This window comes from Cellulomonas sp. McL0617 (genome assembly GCF_049994875.1).
In the GTDB taxonomy this organism is placed as follows: domain Bacteria; phylum Actinomycetota; class Actinomycetes; order Actinomycetales; family Cellulomonadaceae; genus Cellulomonas.
In genome coordinates this window covers 1,558,358-1,579,250 of record NZ_CP188256.1, presented here as the reverse complement: position 1 = coordinate 1,579,250, position 20,893 = coordinate 1,558,358, and the positions used below count along the sequence as shown (strand labels likewise).

General features: G+C 72.9%; 19 protein-coding genes. 7 read left to right on the top strand and 12 right to left on the bottom strand.

The genetic code is table 11. The features are described from left to right. Positions 1-79 precede the first annotated feature (79 nt). Positions 80-1,084, top strand: a complete 1,005-nt coding sequence (locus ACPPVS_RS07150) for an aldo/keto reductase (RefSeq protein ID WP_426595336.1) — start codon at positions 80-82, stop codon at positions 1,082-1,084. Here the strand turns inward: ACPPVS_RS07150 and ACPPVS_RS07145 are convergent. The 3 genes from ACPPVS_RS07145 to ACPPVS_RS07135 form a co-directional block, all read right to left on the bottom strand. Continuing rightward, complete coding sequence (locus ACPPVS_RS07145; RefSeq protein ID WP_426595335.1) at positions 1,050-3,059, bottom strand: S9 family peptidase; 2,010 nt, start codon at positions 3,057-3,059, stop codon at positions 1,050-1,052. The two genes, ACPPVS_RS07150 and ACPPVS_RS07145, sit on opposite strands and share 35 nt — an antisense overlap. A 46-nt stretch (positions 3,060-3,105) precedes the next feature. After that, a complete protein-coding gene (nrdR, locus tag ACPPVS_RS07140) occupies positions 3,106-3,618 on the bottom strand; it encodes a transcriptional regulator NrdR (RefSeq protein ID WP_426595334.1) in 513 nt (170 codons plus the stop codon). A 321-nt stretch (positions 3,619-3,939) separates the two neighbouring features. Next, the gene (locus tag ACPPVS_RS07135) at positions 3,940-4,368 is read right to left on the bottom strand and encodes a LysM peptidoglycan-binding domain-containing protein (protein WP_426595333.1); all 429 of its coding nucleotides are present in this window, start codon (positions 4,366-4,368) and stop codon (positions 3,940-3,942) included. Positions 4,369-4,702: 334 nt separating this feature from the next. Here ACPPVS_RS07135 and lexA point away from each other — a divergent pair, with 334 nt between their 5' ends. Both lexA and ACPPVS_RS07125 read left to right on the top strand, forming a co-directional pair. Continuing rightward, positions 4,703-5,455: a transcriptional repressor LexA gene (gene lexA / locus ACPPVS_RS07130; RefSeq protein ID WP_426595332.1), complete on the top strand. Its 753-nt coding sequence runs from the start codon at positions 4,703-4,705 to the stop codon at positions 5,453-5,455. Positions 5,456-5,598: 143 nt separating this feature from the next. After that, entirely contained in the window at positions 5,599-5,829 is a 231-nt protein-coding gene (locus ACPPVS_RS07125; protein WP_426595331.1) for a Rho termination factor N-terminal domain-containing protein, read from the top strand. A 42-nt stretch (positions 5,830-5,871) separates the two neighbouring features. Here the strand turns inward: ACPPVS_RS07125 and ACPPVS_RS07120 are convergent, their stop codons facing one another. The 3 genes from ACPPVS_RS07120 to hflX are packed head-to-tail and all read right to left on the bottom strand — an operon-like array spanning position 5,872 to position 10,498. Then, entirely contained in the window at positions 5,872-6,870 is a 999-nt protein-coding gene (locus ACPPVS_RS07120) for an L-lactate dehydrogenase (RefSeq protein WP_426595330.1), read from the bottom strand. A gap of 49 nt (positions 6,871-6,919) precedes the next feature. Then, positions 6,920-8,971 carry an ATP-dependent DNA helicase gene (locus tag ACPPVS_RS07115; RefSeq protein WP_426595329.1) on the bottom strand — a complete coding sequence of 684 codons (2,052 nt, stop codon included), beginning with the start codon at positions 8,969-8,971 and terminating at the stop codon, positions 6,920-6,922. A gap of 9 nt (positions 8,972-8,980) precedes the next feature. Then, positions 8,981-10,498, bottom strand: coding sequence for a GTPase HflX (gene hflX, locus ACPPVS_RS07110; protein WP_426595328.1), 1,518 nt, complete (start codon positions 10,496-10,498; stop codon positions 8,981-8,983). 106 nt (positions 10,499-10,604) lie between these two features. Between hflX and ACPPVS_RS07105 the strand changes: the two genes are divergently transcribed. Next, the gene (locus ACPPVS_RS07105) at positions 10,605-11,204 is read left to right on the top strand and encodes a class I SAM-dependent methyltransferase (protein WP_426595327.1); all 600 of its coding nucleotides are present in this window, start codon (positions 10,605-10,607) and stop codon (positions 11,202-11,204) included. Then, on the top strand, positions 11,201-12,607 hold the full coding sequence (locus tag ACPPVS_RS07100) for an MFS transporter (protein ID WP_426595326.1): 1,407 nt from the start codon (positions 11,201-11,203) through the stop codon (positions 12,605-12,607). The genes ACPPVS_RS07105 and ACPPVS_RS07100 overlap by 4 nt, the downstream gene beginning before the upstream one ends. Here the strand turns inward: ACPPVS_RS07100 and ACPPVS_RS07095 are convergent. The 5 genes from ACPPVS_RS07095 to ACPPVS_RS07075 all read right to left on the bottom strand — a co-directional run bounded on the left by ACPPVS_RS07095 (position 12,556) and on the right by ACPPVS_RS07075 (position 16,104). Beyond that, positions 12,556-12,879: a TlpA family protein disulfide reductase gene (locus ACPPVS_RS07095; RefSeq protein WP_426595325.1), complete on the bottom strand. Its 324-nt coding sequence runs from the start codon at positions 12,877-12,879 to the stop codon at positions 12,556-12,558. The two genes, ACPPVS_RS07100 and ACPPVS_RS07095, sit on opposite strands and share 52 nt — an antisense overlap. Continuing rightward, positions 12,876-13,820, bottom strand: coding sequence for a diaminopimelate epimerase (gene dapF, locus ACPPVS_RS07090; protein WP_426595324.1), 945 nt, complete (start codon positions 13,818-13,820; stop codon positions 12,876-12,878). The genes ACPPVS_RS07095 and dapF overlap by 4 nt, the downstream gene beginning before the upstream one ends. Further along, positions 13,817-14,773 carry a tRNA (adenosine(37)-N6)-dimethylallyltransferase MiaA gene (miaA, locus tag ACPPVS_RS07085; RefSeq protein WP_426595323.1) on the bottom strand — a complete coding sequence of 319 codons (957 nt, stop codon included), beginning with the start codon at positions 14,771-14,773 and terminating at the stop codon, positions 13,817-13,819. Before miaA ends, dapF begins: the two co-directional genes overlap by 4 nt. Then, entirely contained in the window at positions 14,770-15,258 is a 489-nt protein-coding gene (locus ACPPVS_RS07080) for a YbjN domain-containing protein (RefSeq protein WP_426595322.1), read from the bottom strand. The genes miaA and ACPPVS_RS07080 overlap by 4 nt, the downstream gene beginning before the upstream one ends. Before the next feature lie 75 nt (positions 15,259-15,333). Beyond that, positions 15,334-16,104, bottom strand: a complete 771-nt coding sequence (locus tag ACPPVS_RS07075; protein WP_426595321.1) for a hypothetical protein — start codon at positions 16,102-16,104, stop codon at positions 15,334-15,336. An 80-nt stretch (positions 16,105-16,184) separates the two neighbouring features. Here ACPPVS_RS07075 and ACPPVS_RS07070 point away from each other — a divergent pair, with 80 nt between their 5' ends. Further along, a complete protein-coding gene (locus tag ACPPVS_RS07070) occupies positions 16,185-16,778 on the top strand; it encodes a YbjN domain-containing protein (RefSeq protein ID WP_426595320.1) in 594 nt (197 codons plus the stop codon). Next, entirely contained in the window at positions 16,775-17,296 is a 522-nt protein-coding gene (locus ACPPVS_RS07065; RefSeq protein ID WP_426595319.1) for a YbjN domain-containing protein, read from the top strand. Before ACPPVS_RS07070 ends, ACPPVS_RS07065 begins: the two co-directional genes overlap by 4 nt. A gap of 64 nt (positions 17,297-17,360) precedes the next feature. Here ACPPVS_RS07065 and ACPPVS_RS07060 read toward each other — a convergent pair whose 3' ends face one another. Further along, a complete protein-coding gene (locus tag ACPPVS_RS07060) occupies positions 17,361-20,756 on the bottom strand; it encodes a S8 family serine peptidase (RefSeq protein ID WP_426595318.1) in 3,396 nt (1,131 codons plus the stop codon). Positions 20,757-20,893 lie beyond the last annotated feature (137 nt).

The window sequence follows — 20,893 nt, the reverse complement described above, 5'->3', positions numbered from 1 at the left end:
GCGCCCTCCCCCGCCAGCGTCCCTGAAGCGAGCCGATGGCGCCACCTCTTCTCACCGATCGGCGGGTAGCGTCGCCCGGGTGACCCTGCCTCACCGTCGTGCCGGCGGCCTGTCGCTCCCGGTCGTCTCCCTGGGCCTGTGGCAGAACTTCGGCGAGTCGACGCCGTTCGCCGACCAGCGCCGACTCGTCCTGCACGCCGTGGACCGGGGAGTCGTCCACCTCGACCTGGCGAACAACTACGGCCCGCCACCGTTCGCGGCGGAGGAGTCCGTCGGGCGGATGCTGTCGACCGACCTGCCGCGCGACGAGCTGGTGATCACCACCAAGGCGGGGTACCGCGCGTGGCCGGGTCCGTACGGTGAGCACGGGTCGCGCAAGTACCTGCTCGCCTCCCTCGACGAGTCGCTCCGTCGGCTGCGCACCGACCGCGTGGACGTGTTCTACAGCCACCGGTTCGACCCCGACACGCCTCTCGAGGAGACGCTGGGCGCCCTGCAGAGCGCCGTCCGGTCCGGCAAGGCGATCTACGCCGGCATCTCGTCCTACTCGGCCGACCGGACGGTCGCCGCGCTCGCCGTGGCGCGGGCCATCGGGCTGCCGCTCGCCGTACACCAGCCGGCGTACTCGATGATGAACCGCTGGGTGGAGCGGCCGGGTACCGACGGTCGCTCACTGCTCGACGTCGCAGCGGGCGCGGGGATGGCCGTCGTCGCGTTCTCGCCACTGGGGCAAGGCCTGCTCAGCAGTCGTTACCTGCACGGGATCCCTGACGACTCGCGTGCGGCCCGCGGCGGCCCGTTGCGGCCCGAGTGGCTCACCGACGAGGTCCTCGACCACGTCCGGGCGCTCGCCGGGATCGCCGGGGCCGCCGGGCGCACGCTCCCTCAGCTGGCGCTGGCATGGGTCCTGCGCGACCCACGGGTGACGTCCGTGCTGGTCGGCGCGCGCACGACGGACCAGCTCGACGAGAACCTCACCGCGGCGACGGCGCCGCCGCTCGACGACGACGAGCTCGCGGCGATCGAACCGCACGCCGTCGAGGCCGGGATCAACCTGTGGGGCTCGCGCTCGAGCGACCTGTGACGGGCAGGTGCCGCTCCCACCAGCGCAGCACGTGCTCGAACCGGACGCGCCGGTGGTTCGGGGTGCCGGACCGCGTCAGCTCGTGGCCCTCGCCCGGGAACAGCAGCAGCTCCGCCTCGACGCCCCGGCGCTTGAGCTCGACGAACCAGCGCTGCCCCTGCTCGACCGGGCACCGCCAGTCCTGCTCCGAGTGGATGACCAGGGTCGGCGTCCGGACCGCGCCGACGTGCGCCATCGGCGACTGTGCGGCGACGGCGGCAGCGCCCGCCTCGTCCGCAGCGTCCCCGACGTAGTCGAGGCCGAAGAACCAGCCGATGTCGCTCGAGCCGACGAAGCTGACCGGATCGAGGAAACCGCGTTCGACGATCGCCGCCGCGAACCGGTCGGTGCGCGTGGTGAGCCAGGCCGTCAGGTAGCCGCCGTACGAGCCGCCCATGACTCCGACGCGTCCGCCATCGAGCTCCGGGTCCTCCAGGGCCAGGTCGAGCAGCGCGAGCACATCCTGCGTGTCCACCTCCCCGAACGCGCGCCGAAGCGCCCGTCCGTGCGCCGCGCCGTACCCCGACGAGCCGCGCGGGTTGCCGTAGACGACCGCGTAGCCCGCCTGGGCCAGCACCTGGGCCTCGTCGAAGAGGGCGTGCGTGTACTGGGAGAACGGGCCGCCGTGGATCATCAGGATCGTGGGGTGCGGTCCGACTCCGTCCGGGCGCAGGACCCAGCCGTGGACCGGGTACCCGTCGGGCGACGTCGCCGTGAGCTCGACAGGCTCCCGGACGTGCCCGGTCGCCCGGAGATCACCGGACAGGTCCGTGCGGGCGGTCGCACCACGGCCCTCCGGGTCGACGACGAGCACGTCGCCGGCGGATGTCGGACCCGCGGCCGTGACGACGATCCGGCCCGAGCCGACCGCGGCGCCCGAGACGACCCCCTTCCCGTCGACGAGCGTGCGGACGGCGCCGTCGGTGCCGACCCGGACGAGATGCACCGCGCCCCGAACCTCGCTGGCCACGATCGCGGCGCCCTCGTGCTCGACGAGCACGGTGGTCAGCAGGTCGACATCGTCGGCGTCGGTCAACCGGACCGGACGGCCCGGACCCTCACCGAGCGGCACCCGGTAGAGGCCCACCTGGGCCGCGACGAAGTCGCGACCCGACGCGCCGACGTCGCTCGCGAGCAACCACACGGACGTGCCGTCGGCCGACGGCAGGACGGCCTCCACGTCCAAGGGGCTGCCGGCGTCGGCATCGGTGAGCGCCGTGGGGCTGCGCGGGTCACCCGAGGGGGACGCGTCGACCAGGACCGCGTCCTGACGTAGGTCGGTCTCGCGGTCGACGTGTCGAGCGCTGACCGCGACGAGCGCATGTCCGGAGGGCAGCCAGCGCGCACCCCCGACGCCGATCTCGCCGCTGGTCAGCGCCACCGACGTCGGCACTTCGTCCCCACTCCGCGCGCCGGCCGCCGGCAGGTCGACGACGAAGAGGTGTTGCGGCCGGTCGCGGACGAAGCCCACACCGTCGGCGCGGTACCGGAGCTCGGTGATGTGCCGTGGCGGCTCGGCGCCCGGGCGACCGTCCTTCTCGTAGCGACCGGGCTCGGGAACTCGAGCCAGGTACGCGACGCGCCGGCTGTCCGGCGAGAACTGCGGCGCCGACGCACCCAGCGGGGCGTCGGTGAGCGGCAGCGGCTCCCCACCGGTGGTCTCGACGACGAACACCTGCGGCTTCCCCTGCGGCTCGGTCCGCGTGAACGCGACCCAGCGGCCGTCCGGCGAGACCTCCGGCGAGGTGTCCCGATGGCCGCGGGTGAGCGGCCGCGGGCCGCCGCGTCCGTCGTCCAGCGGGACGGTCCACAGGCCGCCGGTGTACTCGTCGTCCGACAGCCGGGGGTGGACGACCGACACGATCGCCCCCGTCCCGTCCGGAAGGACCGTCGGTGGTCCGGGAACCGTCAGCTGCTCGATGTCCGTGGGAAGCATCAGACGAACCTATGCGGAGGATCGGCGGACGTCGCGACGAACGGCGTCAGTCCTGGACGGTCGAGTCGGCTGACTCCTGCGGTGCGACGACGTCGTCGGCGGACGCCGACTCGTCGTGCTCGGCGCGCAGGACGGTGATCGCCGCCTCGAAGTCTTCGAGCGAGTCGAACGCCTGGTAGACGGACGCGAACCGGAGGTAGGCCACCTCGTCGAGCTCGCGCAGCGGACCGAGGATCGCCAGCCCGATCTCGTAGGCGTCGATCTCTGCGGACCCGGCGGCGCGCAACGTCTCCTCGACCTTCTGCGCGAGCAGCGCGAGGTCGTCCTCGCTGACAGGTCGGCCCTGGCACGCCTTGCGCACCCCGCCGGCGATCTTCTCGCGGCTGAACGGCTCGGTCGCGCCCGAACGCTTCACCACGGACAGGCTTGCGGTCTCGACCGTCGTGAATCGGCGGTTGCAGTTCGGGCACTGACGTCGGCGACGGATGGTCGAACCGTCGTCGGAGGTCCGCGAGTCGACGACCCGCGAGTCCGGGTTGCGGCAGAACGGACAGTGCACCGGATCCCCTTCGAGTGCGTGGCACCCTGGACGGGCGCGGCGTCGTGCACGCCTCCGTGACCGTAGGCCAGCCGCCGCACGGTCGCAAGGCGCCTCACAGGGTCCGGCCCAAGGTTGCACAGACCCTCAGGCGGTCGACCTGCTGGCCTCCCGGGCGGCGGGGATCACGGCGGTCGACAGAGCGCCGGCGCATGCACGACCGACGACGTCGCGAGGGCGGCCGTCGATGAGGCAACCGCCCTCGCGCGACACTCGGGTGCGCAGGTCACGGGCCGACTCGCCCCGACGCCGCGCGTACCTTCTCCCGGGCGTGCCCGACGCTCAGTCGACCGGCACGACGATGACCTGGCCCGCCATCAGGCCGGCGCTCGGCAGCTCGTTCAGCCGCACGAGGTCGAGCACGACATCGCGCACGTCCTGCCCAGGGCCGGCGATGCTGCTGGCGATCTGCCACATGGTCTCGCCGGGCTGGACGACGTGACGCTCCACCTGCTGAGCGGCCTGCGGTCCGTCTGCGGCGGCCCGGCTGGTGACAAGGACCGCCGAGGCGACGAGCACGAACGCGAAGAACCACAGGGCGACGCGACCACGTGCGGTGAGGCGCAGTCCCGAGAGTCCTCGTCGCGGGACCTCGCGACCAGCCCGGTCCACGGGTGCCCCGACGAGGCGCAGAGCCGGGCGAGCTGCCGCACGGGTCTCCGAACGGGCCGTCGCGGGCCGCAGCGCCGGTGCCATCGCCATCGTGGTCATGATGTCCCTCGTCCTCGTTCCCGCCGGGTGTCTCCCGGCGACGTCCGCCCGTTCACCATCTCGAATCCTCGAACGTGTGTTCGTCGTACGTCTGTACGATGTCTACCACCGTGCGCCGACACTTGTCGAGACACGATCGAACAGATGTTTGAACTTCGTGCCCGAGTTGCCTAGGGTGGCGGTGCAGGACAAGAGCACCACGAGCCACTGACACGACGGCCGGCGAACGGCCCCCGATCCCCCGGGGACGCGCATTGCCGCAGGCCACGGGCTCGTTGGCCAGGTAGGGACAGAACCGGCGGAGCTCACGACCGCCCGACACAGGAGGAGTGCAGTGACGGACTCACGGGACACGTCCCAGGCCGACGCGGACCTGGCCACCATCCACGCGCTCCCGGACGGCGCACCCGGACCGGACGGTCTCACCGCCCGCCAGCGGCTGGTGCTCGACACCATCCGCCACTCGGTCGAGTCCCGCGGCTACCCACCGAGCATGCGCGAGATCGGTGAGGCGGTCGGCCTGACCAGCCCGTCGAGCGTGAAGCACCAGCTCACCGCGCTCGAGCGCAAGGGCTACCTGCGCCGCGACCCCAACCGTCCGCGCGCCATCGAGGTCGTGCACGCCGACGACTCCCGAGGCGTCGGGACCTGGACCGCGCCGGACGGCAGCCGGGAGGCGTTCCCCGACCACGCCGAGGGCGAGCGGATGCCCGCACCGTCCTACGTCCCCGTGGTCGGACGGATCGCCGCCGGTGGTCCGATCCTGGCCGACCAGGTGGTCGAGGACGTCTTCCCGCTCCCCCGCCAGCTCGTCGGCGACGGCGACCTCTTCCTGCTCAAGGTCGTCGGCGACTCGATGATCGACGCCGCGATCTGCGACGGGGACTGGGTGGTCGTGCGGCGTCAGCCGGTCGCTGAGCAGGGCGAGATCGTGGCAGCCATGATCGACGGCGAGGCGACGGTCAAGACGCTCAAGCGGATCGACGGCCATGTGTGGCTCATGCCGCACAACCCGGCGTACCAGCCGATCCCCGGCGACGAGTCGACCATCCTCGGGCGCGTCGTGAGCGTGCTGCGCAGCCTGTGACCGACCGACCGACCGACCGGGTGCGAGCGTGAGCGCACCTGGCCGGTCGAGGTGCGCGTGGTCGACCGGCCGGTCAGTCTGGACCTGACCGCTCTGCCCGAGGAGAGGACGCCGCGATGCCTGGACGGATCCCGGACCCGCGCATGAGAGACCCTGCCGCGTTCGAGGCGCTGCGCGTCGACCGTGCGCGTCGCCAGGGGGCCCCTGGTGGCGGCGACGCGCCCGTCGCAGATGGGGACGCCCCGGACGGTCCGTCGGGCGAGTACGAGGCGTGGTCCGTGGACGACCTGCGGCAGCGAGCGGCCGAGCTGGGCGTCGTCGGACGCTCGACGATGTCCCGAGCCGAGCTGATCGCGGCCCTGCTGGACCGCTGACGGGCAGACCGCTCGGAGGTTCGCCCGAAGAACGGCGGCCGGCTAGAAGCCGAACTGCCGCGCCACGGCACGCACGGTCTCGGCCGATCGGCGCAGGCCGGCGAGCTCGTCGTCGGAGAGCGGGACCGCGAGCCGCTCACCCACCCCGTCCGCGCCGACGATCGCCGGGACCGACAGGCAGACGTCGCTGATGCCGTAGTAGTCGGTCAGGAGCGACGAGACGGGCAGCACGCGGCCCTCGTCCTTCAGGATCGCCTCGATGATCCGCGAGCCGGCCAGCGCGACGGCGTAGTTGGTCGCCCCCTTGCCCTCGATGATCCGGTAGGCCGACTCGACGACCTCGCGCGCGATCGCGTCGCGGACCTCCGCCGTGAGCGGACCGTGCCCGTCGTGGCCCTGCCACTCGAGCAGCGGCACCGACCCGATGCTCGCCGACCCCCACAGCGGCAGCTCGCTGTCGCCGTGCTCGCCGGCGATGTAGGCGTGCACGTTCTGGACGGCGACGCCCGTCTGCGTCGAGATCAGGTAACGCAGCCGCGACGAGTCGAGCACGGTCCCCGACCCGAAGAGCTGCGTCGGCGGCAGTCCCGACACCCGCAACGCGGCATAGGTGACGACGTCGACCGGGTTGGTGACCATCACGTACACCGCGTTGGGCGCGACCTGTACCAGCTGGGGCAGGACCTTCTTGACGAGCCCGGTCGTCGCCTCCGCCAGCTCGATGCGGGACTGCCCAGGCTTCTGCTTGGCGCCGGCGGTGAACATGACGACGTCGGCGTCCGCGCACACGGCGATGTCGTCCGAGCCGATCACCTGGGCCATGGGCATGAACTGGATGCCGTGCCCGAGGTCGAGCACCTCCGCCTCCACCTTGGCCGCGTCGATGTCGTACAGGGCCACCGTCCGCGCGGCACCGCGGAGCAGGGCCGCGTACGCCATCGTGGACCCGACGGCACCTGCTCCGACGATGGCCAGCTTGGTGCCTCGCGCCGACCGCGACGGCCGCAGTCCGAGGTCTTCCACGTCCAGGCTCTCGGTCACGAACGGACCCTTCTGTCGTCGGGAACTCTTCGTCAGGATCGCTTCGAGGCTAGCCGGAACCTGTGAGGCGGCGCAGGGCGGCGAGGGCGACGGACCGGTCCGTGGTCGGCCAGAAGTCCGGCAGGGAGCGCGTGAGGAACGGCGCGTAGCGGGCGGTGGAGAGCCGGGGGTCGAGGACGGCGACGACGCCGCGGTCGTCGTTGGTGCGGATCAGGCGACCGGCACCCTGGGCGAGCAGGAGCGCGGCGTGCGTCGCCGAGACGGCCAGGAACCCGTTCCCGCCGGCCTTCTCGACCGCGTCGGAGCGGGCCGACTGCACCGGGTCGTCGGGCCGCGGGAAGGGGATGCGGTCGATGATCACCAGGGTGCACGTGCTGCCGGGCACGTCCACGCCCTGCCACAGCGAGAGGGTGCCGAACAGGCAGGTCGGCTCGTCGGCGATGAACTGCTGCACGAGCGTGGGCAGCTGGTCGTCACCCTGGACCAGGATCGGCAGGTCGAGGCGTTCCCGCATCGCCGTCGCGGCCGCGGTCGCGGCGCGTCGGGACGAGAACAGGCCGAGCGTGCGCCCACCCGCGGCCGTGACCAGCTCGGCGATCTCGTCGAGCTGCGCCTCGGTGGCCGGCTCGCGTCCGGGCGGCGGGAGGTGCCGCGCGACGTAGAGGATCCCCTGCTTCGGGTAGTCGAACGGGCTGCCCACGTCGAGCCCGTGCCACGGCACCGACGACGGCGGTGCGGGCGCGTCGTCGTCGATCGAGGCGGGGCCCACGGGTGCGGCGGCGGGCTGCACCTCGAGGCCGACGGCCCGGGCGATCGGGTCGAACGAGCCACCGAGCTCGAGGGTGGCAGAGGTGAGCACGCCGGACCGGCCGGCCAGCAGGTGCGTCCGGATCAGGCCGTTCACCGCCAGCGGCGCCGCGTACAGCCGCGTCGAGACGTTCCCGCGGCGGTCCTCGGACCGGGCGCACCACAGGACCGTGTGCCGGTTGTCCTCGGGGTCGGCCGACATGCGCTCGGCCACCTCGTAGAGGGCGAGCATGGTCGCCTGGGCCACCTTGCGGCCGGCGTCCTGCTGCGGCTGGCCGCCTCCCTCGGGCTTGAGCACGCTCAGCAGCGCGCGGGTGGCGTCCCGGACGCTCGCCACCGCGTCGCGAGCCGCCGGGGGCAGGCCCTCGCGGAACCGGGCCTCGGGGAGCGTGACGAGGACACCGGCGAGCGCCTGGCTCGCGGTGTCGAGGTCGGTGGTCGGGATCCCGCCGTGCCGCCGGGCCAGCCGGGACGCGTTCTCGATGACGCCGACCGACAGCTCGGACGTCGCCTGGGCCGTCACCCGGTCCGTCAGCTCGTGCGCCTCGTCGACGACGAGCACCTGGTGCTCGGGCAGCACGTTGGGCGAGCCGGACGCGGCGATCCCGAGCATCGCGTGGTTGGTCACGACCACGTCGGCCTCCCGCGAGGCAGCCTTCGCCTTCTCCGGGAAGCACTCGCTGAGCATCGGGCACTTGCTGCCCAGGCACTCCAGCGACGCCACGGAGACCTGTCGCCACGCGCGGTCCGTCACGCCGGGCACGAGGTCGTCCCGGTCGCCGGTCGACGTCTCGTCCGCCCACTCCCGGAGCCGGAGCACCTGCGCCCCGAGGTTCTCGGCGTCGGATGCCGGGTGCTCGACGGCACCCGCGTGGTCGCCCAGCTCGAACAGCGCCTGGGCGTCGTCCTCCGGGTAGCCGCCCGCGACCTTGTGCACGCACACGTAGTTGTGCCAGCCCTTGAGCAGCGCGATGCTCGCCGGTCGCGGCAGGTGCGGTTCGAGGGCCTTCGCGACGAGCGGGAGGTCGCGCGCCATGATCTGGCGCTGCAGCGCGAGCGTCGCCGTGGAGACGATCACGTGCTCGTTCTCCAGCACCGCGTGCCGCACGGCGGGGACGAGGTAGCCGAGCGACTTGCCGGTGCCCGTGCCCGCCTGCACGAGCAGGTGCTCGCCCTTGTCGATGGTCTGCGCGACGGCGACCGCCATCTCGTGCTGGCCGGCGCGCCGGGCTCCGCCGAGGGCGGTGACCGCGACGTCGAGGAGGTCCTCGACAGAGGGGTCGGTGTCCGGCACCGCGTCAGCCTAGTGGCGGACCGCCGCCTCGAGCTCCGCCGCGAGGCCCGCGTCGACCCGCGCGCGGATGGCCGTGCCCTCGGCCGTGTGCTCCTCGGTCTCGATGTCCCCGTGCTCGTGCACGCGGCTGACGAGGTCGCCGCGGTGGTACGGGACCACGAGGTCGACGCTCACGCCCGGCCGGGGCAGCTGGTCGGCCACCAGGGCCTGCAGCTCGTCGATCCCCTCGCCGCTGTGCGCCGAGACGACGATCGAGTGCACCTCCCGCGACCGGAGCCGCGCGATGGTCTCGGACGTCGCCAGGTCGGCCTTGTTGAGCACGATGATCTCGGGCACGTCCATGGCGCCGGGGATGTCCGCGAACACGTGCCGGACGGCCGCGATCTGGCCCTCGGGGTCGGGGTGCGACGCGTCGACCACGTGCAGGATCAGGTCGGCGTCGGCCACCTCTTCGAGCGTCGAGCGGAACGCCTCCACCAGCTGGTGCGGCAGCGCCCGGACGAAGCCGACGGTGTCCGCGAGGGTGTAGATGCGACCGTCGATGGTCTCCGCGCGCCGGACGGTGGGGTCGAGCGTGGCGAACAACGCATTCTCGACCAGCACGCCCGCGTTGGTCAGCCGGTTGAGCAGCGACGACTTGCCGGCGTTGGTGTAGCCCGCGATCGCCACCGACGGGATGGCGTTCTTCTTGCGCGAGGCCCGCTTGGTGAGCCGGGCAGGCTCCATCGCGGCGATCTCGCGGCGCAGCTTGGCCATCCGGTTGCGGATGCGACGGCGGTCGAGCTCGATCTTCGTCTCACCGGGTCCGCGGGAGCCCATGCCGGCCGCGGCACCACCGACCTGGCCACCGGCCTGCCGGGACATCGAGTCGCCCCAGCCACGCAGGCGGGGCAGGAGGTACTCGAGCTGCGCCAGCTCGACCTGCGCCTTGCCCTCCCGGGACTTGGCGTGCTGGGCGAAGATGTCGAGGATCAGGGCGGTCCGGTCGATCACCTTGACGCGCACGATGTCCTCGAGCGCGCGGCGCTGGGACGGCGCGAGCTCCCCGTCGACGACGACCGTGTCGGCGCCGACGGCCGCGACGAGGGTGGCCAGCTCGGCGGCCTTGCCGGAGCCGAGGTAGGTGCCCGGGTCGGGCTTGGCGCGCCGCTGCAGCAGCCCGTCCATGACCTGGGACCCGGCCGTCTCGGCCAGAGCGCTGAGCTCGCGCAGCGAGATCTCCGCGTCGGTCACGGTGCCGGTGCCCCAGACGCCGACCAGGACGACCTTCTCGAGCCGCAGCTGGCGGTACTCGACCTCGGTGACGTCCTGGAGCTCGGTGGACAGCCCGGCGACGCGACGCAGCGACGTGCGCTCCTCGAGCTCGAGCTGGTCGCCGTCGTACGACGAGTGGACCGTCCCCCCGGCCTGCAGCGCCGTCCCCGCCCTCGCGAGCACCCGTGCCACGACGTCGTCCGCCACGTCCTGGGCGGACCGGGTCACCGGGGCGCCGTCCGTCTCGCGGGTGGTGTGCTGCGGGTCGTTCACGCGGTTCCTCTTCTCGTTGCCTGCACCCAGGGTCCCACGGCCATCGCGGCGCGGCCGAGGTATTTCGCTGCGGGCCGATCCCGTCGGGGTGGGTAGGGTCGGCGCCGTGAGCGAGCACGACCACTACTTCACCGCCCAGCCCGCGTCCGCCGACGAACGCCGGGTCCTGCGCGTGCACCTGGCCGGCCGGGAGGTCGAGGTGGAGACGGCCGGCGGGATCTTCTCCCCCGACCACGTCGACCAGGGCACACGCGTGCTCCTCGACCACGCGCCGGCCGTCCCGGTGACGGGCGACCTGCTCGACCTCGGCTGCGGCTGGGGCCCGATCGCGCTCACGCTCGCCCTGGAGTCTCCGGCGGCGCGCGTGTGGGCCGTCGATGTCAACGAGCGCGCGCTCGACCTGGTCAGGCGCAACGCGACGCGCGTGGGAGTCACGAACGTCACGGCGGCGCGTCCCGACGACGTCCCCGACGGCGTCCGGTTCGCCGCCCTCTGGTCCAACCCGCCCATCCGGGTGGGCAAGGACGCGCTGCACGAGCTGCTCCTGCGCTGGCTGCCGCGGCTGGCCGACGGCGGCGAGGCGCAGCTGGTCGTCGGGAAGAACCTCGGCGCGGACTCGCTGCAGCGCTGGCTCGCCGACGCGCTGCCCGTGACGGTCACGCGGACCGCCAGCGCGAAGGGGTTCCGCGTCCTGAGGGTGTCGTGAGCGCCGCCGGCACCGATCCCGAGGTCGAGTGGCGGCGCCTGCGCCCGACCACCTGGAGCATGTGCGTCCTGATCTTCCTCGTCGCGTTCGAGGCGTTCGCGGTGACCACGGTGATGCCGACCGTCTCCCGTGTGCTCGACGGGACGTCGCTGTACGCGTTCGCGTTCGCCGGGCCGCTGGCCACCGGGGTCATCGGCATGGTCGTGGCCGGGACGTGGTGCGACCGGCACGGCCCGCGGGCACCGCTGTCGGCGGCGGTGGTCCTGTTCGCCGCGGGCCTCCTGGTCGCCGGGCTGGCACCGACGATGTGGGTGCTGGTCCTCGGTCGCCTCGTGCAGGGCGTCGGCGGCGGCGCGATGACCGTCGCTCTGTACGTCATCGTCGCGCGGCTCTACCCGGCCTTGCTGCACCCGCGGGTCTTCGGCGGCTTCTCGGCGGCGTGGGTCCTGCCGTCGCTGGTCGGCCCGGCCGCAGCCGGGGCCGTCGCGCAGCACATCGGCTGGCGATGGGTGTTCGTCGGCGTGGCCATCCTGGTCCTGCCCGTCTCGCTGGTGCTCCTGCCCGCAGTGCGTCGGATCGGGGCGCCCGGCACGCCCGCGGCACCGCCGAAGCGCGGCCGCCTGGCGTGGGCGACGCTCGCCGCGGCCGCCGTGCTCGGGCTGAACCTCGCCGTCTACGTGCACCTGCCCTGGTCCCTCGTCGTCGCGGGGCTGGCGGCGGCGACCGCGATCGTCGCCCTGCGCCCGCTGGTGCCCGCCGGGACGCTGCGGGCCGCCCGAGGCCTGCCCGCCGTCATCGCGACCCGCGCCCTGGTGGCTGGCGGCTTCTCGGGTGCCGAGGTCTACCTGCCGTACCTGTTGACCGACCGGTACGGCTTCTCGCCGACGACCGCGGGCATCGCCCTGACGTTCGCGGCGCTCGCGTGGGCGGCCACCTCATGGCTGCAGGGCCGGCTGGGTGAGCGGCTGACCAGCCACGACGCGATCGTGCTCGGCGCGGCGCTGGTGGTTGTCGCGGTCGCCGGCGTGACCACGGTCGCGGTCGGGCACCTCGCACCGGCGGCGGCGATCGCGAGCTGGACCCTGGCCGGCGCCGGCATGGGGCTGATCTATTCGCGGCTCACCGTGCTCGTCCTGGCGTACTCGGCGCCCGGCAGCCAGGGCACCCACAGCTCCGCGCTGTCGATCGCGGACTCGATCGGCGCCGCGCTGGCCCTTGCGCTGACCGGGCTCGCGTTCACCACGGTGCTCGGGTCCGGGGCGTCACCCGACCTGCCGTTCACCGCGAGCCTGCTGGTCGCGCTGGTGTTCGCCGCGGGTGCGCTCGGCACCGCGCCGCGGGTCCGTGCGCGTCAGGTCGACGAGACCGCGGACGCGGCGCCGTCGAGCGCGCTGCGCAGCTGAGCGAGCGTCGGGACGCCCGTCGCCCGGCGAACGACCTCGCCCGTCGGGTCGAGGACGAGGACCGTCGGCGTCACGTCGATCGCGAGGCGCTCGCCCAGGGCCGTGTGCTCGGCGACGTCCAGGTCCACGCGCGCCACCCCGTGGCTCGTCGCGACGGCGCGGTCGACGACGTGCCGGGTGGCGCGGCACGGCGCGCAGAACGTGCTGGAGAACTGCACGACCGTCGCACGCTCGCCCAGCGGGGCGCCGAGCTCCTCGGCGGAGAGCCTCATCGCAGCGCCGACAGGTCGACGTCGGCGGTCGCGACGAGCACCGCGGGGCCGGCCAGCTCGACGTTGCCGCCGGGCAGCACCGTGACGCGCACCGTCCCGCCCGGCACCTCTACCAGCCACACGTCCGGTGCCCCGGCACCCGCCCAGGAGCGGACCGCGAGCGCGGCGGCGCACGCGCCGGTCCCGCACGAGCGCGTCTCGCCCACCCCGCGCTCGTGCACCCGCATCCGCACGAGGCCGACCACGGTGCCGTCAGGGTCGCGGTCCTCCCCGAGGGGCACCACCAGCTCCACGTTGGTGCCATGAGCGGGGACGGGGGTCACGACCGGTGCACGCGTGAGATCGGCGGCCGTCAGCTCGTCCTCGTCCTGCAGCGCCAGAACGACGTGCGGGTTGCCCACGTCGACGCTCAGCCCCGGACGGGCGACGTCGACCCCGGCGACGAGCACCTCGGCGTCGACGCCGTTCGCCACGGCGGCCTCGCCTCCCGGCAGGAACCAGCGGCCCATGTCGACGGCGTACCAGACGTCGTCGCCGATACCCTCAGGCACCGCGACCCGACGAACCCGCTTGACGCCCGCACGGGTGCCGACCGCGAGCTCGGCGACCGAGTCCCACAGGCCGAGCCGCTCGAGGTAGGCGGCGAACACCCGCACGCCGTTGCCGCACATCTCCGCGACGGAACCGTCGCCGTTGCGGTAGTCCATGAACCAGCGCGCTCCGGGCTCCTCGGCCAGGACGGCGGCGCCCTCGGGCAGGTGCTCCGTCCCGATCACGCGGATCACGCCGTCGCCGCCCAGACCACCGCGGCGGTCGGCCAGCTCGCGGACCAGGTGGGCGGTCAGGTCGACCACGCCCTGACGGTCGTCGAGCAGCACGAAGTCGTTCTGCGTCCCGTGGCCCTTGGTCACGTGCAGCGTCGAGGTCGCCACAGCGGTCATGAGCCCAGGCTACGTCGCGGAGCGGGGTCCTCGGTGGCCGGTCCGAGATCGCCCGCGTCGGCGTCGGACACGAGGCCGAGGGCGCGCTCCACGAGGCCCGGGTCCTGGGCGTCCAGCCAGTGCACGCGCGGGTCGCGGCCGAACCAGCCCATCTGCTTGCGCGCGAGCCGTCGGGTGCCCGCCGCGATCGCCTCGAACGCCTCGTCCTCGCCCAGCTCGCCGCGCAGCATCGCCAGTATCTCGGCGTACCCGACCGCCCGCGACGCTGTCCGGCCCAGGCCGCTCGCCAGGAGCGCCTCGACCTCGTCGACAAGTCCGGCGTTCCTCATCCGCTCGACCCGGCCGGCGATGCGGTCGTCCAGCACCGCGCGGTCGCAGTCGAGCCCGATCTGCACCGCCGGCACCTCGTAGACGTGCTGTGGCAGCGACGCGGAGTACTTCCGGCCTGTCAGGGCGATCACCTCGAGCGCGCGCACGATCCGGCGTGCGTTGCGCGGCCCGATGCCCTCGGCGGCCACCGGGTCGGCCGCGGCGAGCTCGGCGTGCAGCGCCCGCGCACCCTCCGCCTCGACGCGCTCCTCCAGCGCGGCACGCACCTGCGCGTCCGTGCCGGGGAAGTCCATGTGGTCGAGCAGCGCCCGCACGTAGAGGCCCGACCCGCCGACCGCCACCGCGCGATGGCCACGGGCCTCGATCTGGTCGAACGCGGTCCGGGCGCGGGCCTGGTAGTCCGCCACCGACGCGTCCTCGTGCGGGTCGAGGACGTCCAGCAGGTGGTGCGGGATGCCGCGGCGCTCGTCGAGCGGCACCTTGGCCGTGCCGATGTCCATGCCGCGGTACAGCTGCATGGCGTCGGCGTTGACCACCTCACCGCCCAGCGCCTGCGCCAGCGCCAGCGCCAGATCCGACTTGCCGGTCGCGGTGGGGCCGACGACCGCGACGACGAGCGTCACTCGAAGGTGATCCGAGCGGGGTCGTCGTACGCGATCGGCGTGCTCGGCGTCTCCGGGACGAACCGCTTGGTCATCTCGCGGAAGAACCCGAGCGACGAGCCGATGGCGGTCGAGAGGTGCAGGTCGAGCTGCTCGTCGGTGACGCCGCGGTCCCACGCGATGGTGTGCTCGGAGTAGACGGCGATCTCGTCCTCGTCGGACTTCACGTAGACCTTGGGCCAGAGCATCTGCTGCGACCACTCGTTGCACGCGATGAGCATGCTGCCCAGCTCGGTCCGCGGGACCGTGTGGCCCCAGCGGCCGCGCACCTGGAAGTACGTCCTGTCGGCACCGACGACCATGAACCAGAACGGGTTCCCGTCCCAGGCGGCGAACAGGTCACCGTCGTCGTCCGTCCCGTACTTGGCACCCTGCGCATCCAGCAGGGCCGCGGCCCGCTCGATCGCCAGGGGCGGCAGGGTGGGCTCGGTGTTCTCGGCAGACATCGGTACCTCGTGGGATCCGTCCGGGCGGGGCCGCGGGTGTTGGTGGGCAACGCAGACTTTACCGGCGGTGCGGCCTCACGCCGTGCCCATGCCGGTGCTGGTGCGGGTGCCGGTGCCGCCGACCGTCCAGACGAGCACGGCGTGCTGCGCCCCGAGCACGACCTCCTCGGCGAGCAGGCGCGCCTCCACCGGCTGGTCGCCCGCCGCGCCCAGCAGGACCTGCCACGGCGCCCAGCCGCGCACGGCGAGCTCCGCGGCCAGACCGGGCTCCGACGAGGCGAGCCGGGCCCGTGCGTCCGGTCCCGCGTCGGCAAGGTCGGTCAGGAGCGCCGCGTCGTACGCGGGTGCCCGGACGTCGTCGGCCAGCGGGGCGTCCGGTCCGTGCCGGCCGCTGCCGGAGCCGACCACGACCAGAGCGGTAGGTCGGTCCTGGGCGAGCATTCGGCCCAGATCCGCCAGCCCGACGCCGCCCGGTGCGGGCGTCACCTCGACGACCCGGATCCCGCGCTCCCGACCCGCACGTCGGACCACGTGCAGGGCGACCGCGCTGGCGATCGACGGCTGCACGAGACCGCCCCCGTCGTCCTCCAGGGTGACGTGGACGGTGGGCCACCGGACCTGGTCGTCCGGGATGCCCGCCGCGGCGAGCGAGGTGCTCACCGAGCCACCGAGCACCCGGTCCGACGCACCGGGTGCGACGACCACGACGACGTCGGGGTTCGACGCCAGGACCTGCGTGATCGCCGTGAGGGTGGGCACGAGCAGGCCGTGGACCGGGCCGGCGTCGCCGGTAGCGCCGTCCACGAGGGTCGCGGTGTCCGGGATCAGTGCGGCGCCGACGAGCATGGACCGACCGTAGCGGCCGGACGGAGGGACTCTGGTCACTCCAACCCGCAACGGGCGCGCCCGCCGGTATGGTCGTGCGCATGAGCTCGTTCGGGGATCGTGCGCGGCGTTGGTTCCGCGGCCGGGCGCGCCCCTCGGAAGGGGGGCAGGTCATCCCGATCCCGACGGACGACGAGGAGCTCCACGACCGCGTCGCCGAGCTCCTGGCCAAGGAGCTGGGGGTCGCCGAGTCCTCGACCGACCTGCCGACGGATGTCTCCCCGGCACGGATCGCGGCCTGGATGACGGACAACGCGTTCTCGTACTTCGTCGACAACGACGGCGATCTCGGTGGCCTGTGGCGTGGACGGCTCTTCTACTTCTTCCTCTTCGGTGAGGACTCCGAGATCCTGCAGATCCGCGGCCAGTGGCACCGCGAGGTCGCCATCGAGCGGCTGGAAGAGCTGCTCGACATCTGCAACGAGTGGAACGCCGACCGGATCTGGCCCAAGGCGTACGTCCGCGTCCGGGACAACGGCCGGATCCACGTGGTGTCCGAGGTGGCGACGGACCTGGAGCACGGCGCCACCGACGCCCAGCTCAGCCAGATGCTCTTCTGCGGCCTGTCGACGGGGAGCATGTTCTTCGACGCACTCGACGAGCGCTATCCCGACCCGGCGGGAGTCGCGCCGTGAGCGGCCCCGGGTGGCTGCTGCGGGTGCTGGGCGGGCTGCCCAAGCCGACCAAGAAACCCATCCCGGGTGACGAGCCGCCCTACCTGCTGACCCGCGAGCGCATCGCGGACTACCTGGTCGGCCGCGGATACCGGTTCGTCGTGGACGACGACGGCGACCTCACCGGCACGTGGGACGGCAGCCGGTTCTGGTTCCTCATGCTCGGTGAGCAGCAGGAGATCCTGCAGGTCCGCGGACGGTGGCATCGCGGCCTGCCGCTGGACCAGCGCGCGGCCGCCGCGCTGGCAGTCAACGACTGGAACCGCGAGCGGATCTGGCCCAAGGCGTACCTGCGCGAGGAGGAGGGCGTCCTGGCCCTCTACAGCGAGGTGTCGGCGGACTTCGAACCCGGCGTCACGGATATCCAGCTGGCCCAGCTGCTCGCGTGCGGGCTGGGCACGGGCGTCCAGATGTTCTCGACGCTCGACGTGCTGCTCCCCCGCGACGACACGACGCCGCCGGACGTCCCGGACAACTGAGGCCGCCCCGGAGCCCGTCGGTGCCGAGCGCGCCACGTGCGTGGCGCGCTCGGCATCGGTTGGCCTACTTGGTGACCTTGATCGCGACCGGCGCGATCGACGTCGTCCTCAGCAGGGGCGAGGTCAGCTGTGCCGCCAAGGAGTAGCTCCCCTTGGTCACGCCCGTCGCTGTGTACCCGAACGTCACGGACCCGCCCGGCGTCGGACCCGCGGTCGTGACGACGAACTGGCCGTCGGCCACCGGCGTGATGTTCGCGCCGCTCGTCCCGTCCCGGTTCTCTGCCCCCGCGCCCAGGTCCGAGCTGATCGGGCTGAGCGCACCGTAGGCGTAGGAGATGCCCTCGGTGCCACCGGTCTGGATCCAGATCTGGAACGAGTTCGGCGCGGTCGTCCCGAACTCCGGGACCGCGTTGTAGTCGACGACGATCCAGCTGTTCGTGCCGTCCGTCAGGGTGCCGGCACGCACGGCTGCTCCCGTGGTCGACGCGTCGAGGTCGGTCCAGTACGGCGCGAGGACGTTGTTCGGTCGCGCCGTGTTCGGGAACGGCGTCACGTTGCAGCAGTTGTTGTCCTCCGACGTCCCACCCCCGACGACCACGTAGCCGTTGGAGTCGATCCCGATCCGGGTGTACGTCTCGGAGCCGTACAAGAAGGCCGGGACGGTGACGTTCGTGATGGTCTCGTCACCCACGCCGGCGAGCGGAGCGAACCCGAACAGTGAGAGCGGCAGGTATCCGCCGGCCGGGGACGCGCCCGGGACGATCGAGGTGATCGTCGGCGGCAGCGACGCGCTGAGCGTGCCGCTCCAGACCGCTCCCAGCGCGGTCTTCTTCGCCGGGGCCCCCACCGTGGTGATGGGGAGCCCGGCCAGCGACGACACGGCGACCTTCGCCTTCGCCTCGACCGGCAGCGTGTTGGTCGCGGTGACCGTGCAGCTGGTCAGGGCGCCGACGGCGATCGTGGTCGGTGCACAGGTCTGGGCCAGCGTGATCGCCGCGTCACCGGTGTTCACCGCGACGGGAAGGACCGCCGGGATGCCCTTGGTCGGCTTCACCGTGATCTGCCCGGTGTGCCACCCCAGCGCCGTGGCGGTGCCGTCGACGAGGACCGACAGCTTCTGCTTGGCGTTCGCGGCCAGCGTGAACGTCGACGGGCTCACGACGATCTTGAGGCCGTCCGCGCCGGTCGCCGTCACCGTGAACGTCTGGGTCGCCCCCGACACGTTCATGGCCGTGCGGGTCGTCGTCACGGCGCCCGGGAGCGGGTTCACCTCGACGCTCGGCAGGTTGAGGTCGACCCGGTGCTTGGCGTCCGTGAGGACGTCGGTGATCGCCTTCGTGCCCCAGCCGAACGTCACCGTCGGCGCGACGGCCCGGTCGGCCCGGATGGAGCCGGCGCCGCGGTCGAAGACCCCCGCCGCCGTCCCGTCGGCGTTGACGACCGCCTGGAGCGACGACGTCATGAGCGCCGACTTGACCTGCGCCGGCTTCCAGCTCGGGTGCGCGGCCCGGACCAGGAGCGAGACGCCTGCGGCGTGCGGGCTGGACATCGACGTGCCCGCGATCGCCTGGTAGAGCTGCCCCGGCAGGCCGGAGTCGACGCTGACCGGCGTCGGCGTGTTGCCGGCGAGCACCTGGACACCCGGTGCGGTGACGTCGGGCTTGATGAAGTCACCGAGCGGGCCCCGGGAGCTGAACCCGGCCATGACGTCGCCCTGGGCGGCCACGACCTGCCCGGCGGCCCAGGTGGCGGTCACACCGGGGTGGGCACCGAGGAAGGCGAGCAGGTCGTCGTTCGGACCCTCGAGGTGGATGGCCGGCAGGAAGTGGTTGTCCGTCTCGGTGTCGCTCGCCGTCGGGTTGTAGAGGATCATCCCCGCGGCGCCGCCCTTGGACGCGTTGAACCCCTTCTCGATGCGGCCGTTGGTGCCTCGCTCGCACACCACGACCTGACCGGTCACCGACCCCGGTGCGAAAGGCGTCAGGCAGAGCGGTCCGCCCGTGTAGCCGGGCACCGCCGCGGCCAGCACGACCGGCGTGGCCGGGATGCCCGACGTGACCGTCGCGCCGGCCTTGCTGTACGTGGCACCGTCCGACGACGCGAGCGTGAGGGTCGAGGAGAACGCGCGGTTCGAGGTCGACGCGCCGACCGTCGTGACCCACGGGCCACCGTGCTCGGCGGTGGCGGCTCCCGGTCCGTCGTTCCCGGCGGACGCGTTGACGTTGATCCCCGCCGCGGTGGCGTCGAGGAACGCCAGCTCGACCGGGTCGGTGTAGGGGGACGCGCCGCCGCCGATGGAGAAGTTGATGACGTCGACACCGTCCAGGATCGCCTGCTGGACCGCCGCGACCGAGTCGGACGAGTAGCAGCCGGCCGCCGACGAGCAGACCTTGTACGAGATGACCGACGCTCCGGGGGCGATGCCACTGACCGGTCCCCGGTCGGTCCCGAGCATGGGTGCGCTGGCCACGTAGCTGCCCGCGGCGGTCGTCGCCGTGTGCGTGCCGTGGCCCTCGGCGTCACGTGCCGAGCAGCGGGTCACCGAGACGCAGTACTCGCCGGCTCCGACGCCGCCGACCGCGAGGTTGGTGGCGAGGAACGTGTACGCGCCGATGAGCTTGTTGTTGCAGGTGAACGCGGCGCCGAGGTCTGCCGACCCGTCACCGAACTGGCACGCCCACGGGCCGCCCGCCGGCTTGGGCAGCCCGACGTCCTTGAGCATCGGGTGCTCGGGCCAGATGCCCGTGTCGATGACCCCGATGATCTGGCCCTGACCGGCGTGGTCACGCCCGCCCAGCGACGGCCAGACCTTGTCCGCGCCGATGAACCCCGAGGTGCCGTTCTGCGGCGGTGCACCCGACGCGGTCTGCACCGACGCGGAGACCCCCGCCGTCGTCGCCACGTCCGTCTGGATGTGGTTGACGGCGTCGACCTGGACGGCGGCCACGGACGGGATCGCGAGCAGGTCCTTCGCGCGGTTCTCGGGCAGCGTGACCGCCAGACCGCCGTAGGCGACGTTGAACGTGCCGGTCACGGTGGCCGAGGGCACGACGACCTTGATCGCCTTCGCCGCCGCCGCCGCCTGGCTGTCGACGTGCTTGAGGTAGGTCGACACAGCTGGGTCACTCGTGCGCAGGTGCTTGCCGGTGACCTCCGGGCTGGTTGCCGCGAGGCCGTCGACGCCACCCGCGTAGGCCGCTGCCGCGTCGTAGTCGAGCTTGACCATGATCGTGGTCGACGCGCCGTCCGTGCTGGTGAGCAGGGTGGGGTCGCTCGCCGCGATCTTCGCGCTGGGGGCCTTCGCGGTCTGGATCGTGCGTCCGTCCGGCGTGAGTGCCGTCGCGGTGAACGGGCCCGTGTCCGGTGGCGGGGCAGCGAAGCCCGCGGTCACGGTCGCGGCGGTCACCAGGACCGTCGAGGCACAGATGGACAGGACCCGAAGTTGCCCGCGACGGCGCATCGAAACTCTCCTTGCTGTGTGCTACCGGTGAGTACGCTCAGCGCACTGCGGGCAAACTACCGCGCTTCGGGCGCACAAGACATCCCTTGTCATATCGGGGCATGACGGCCAACATGTATGCCCTCACAGACGCGGTC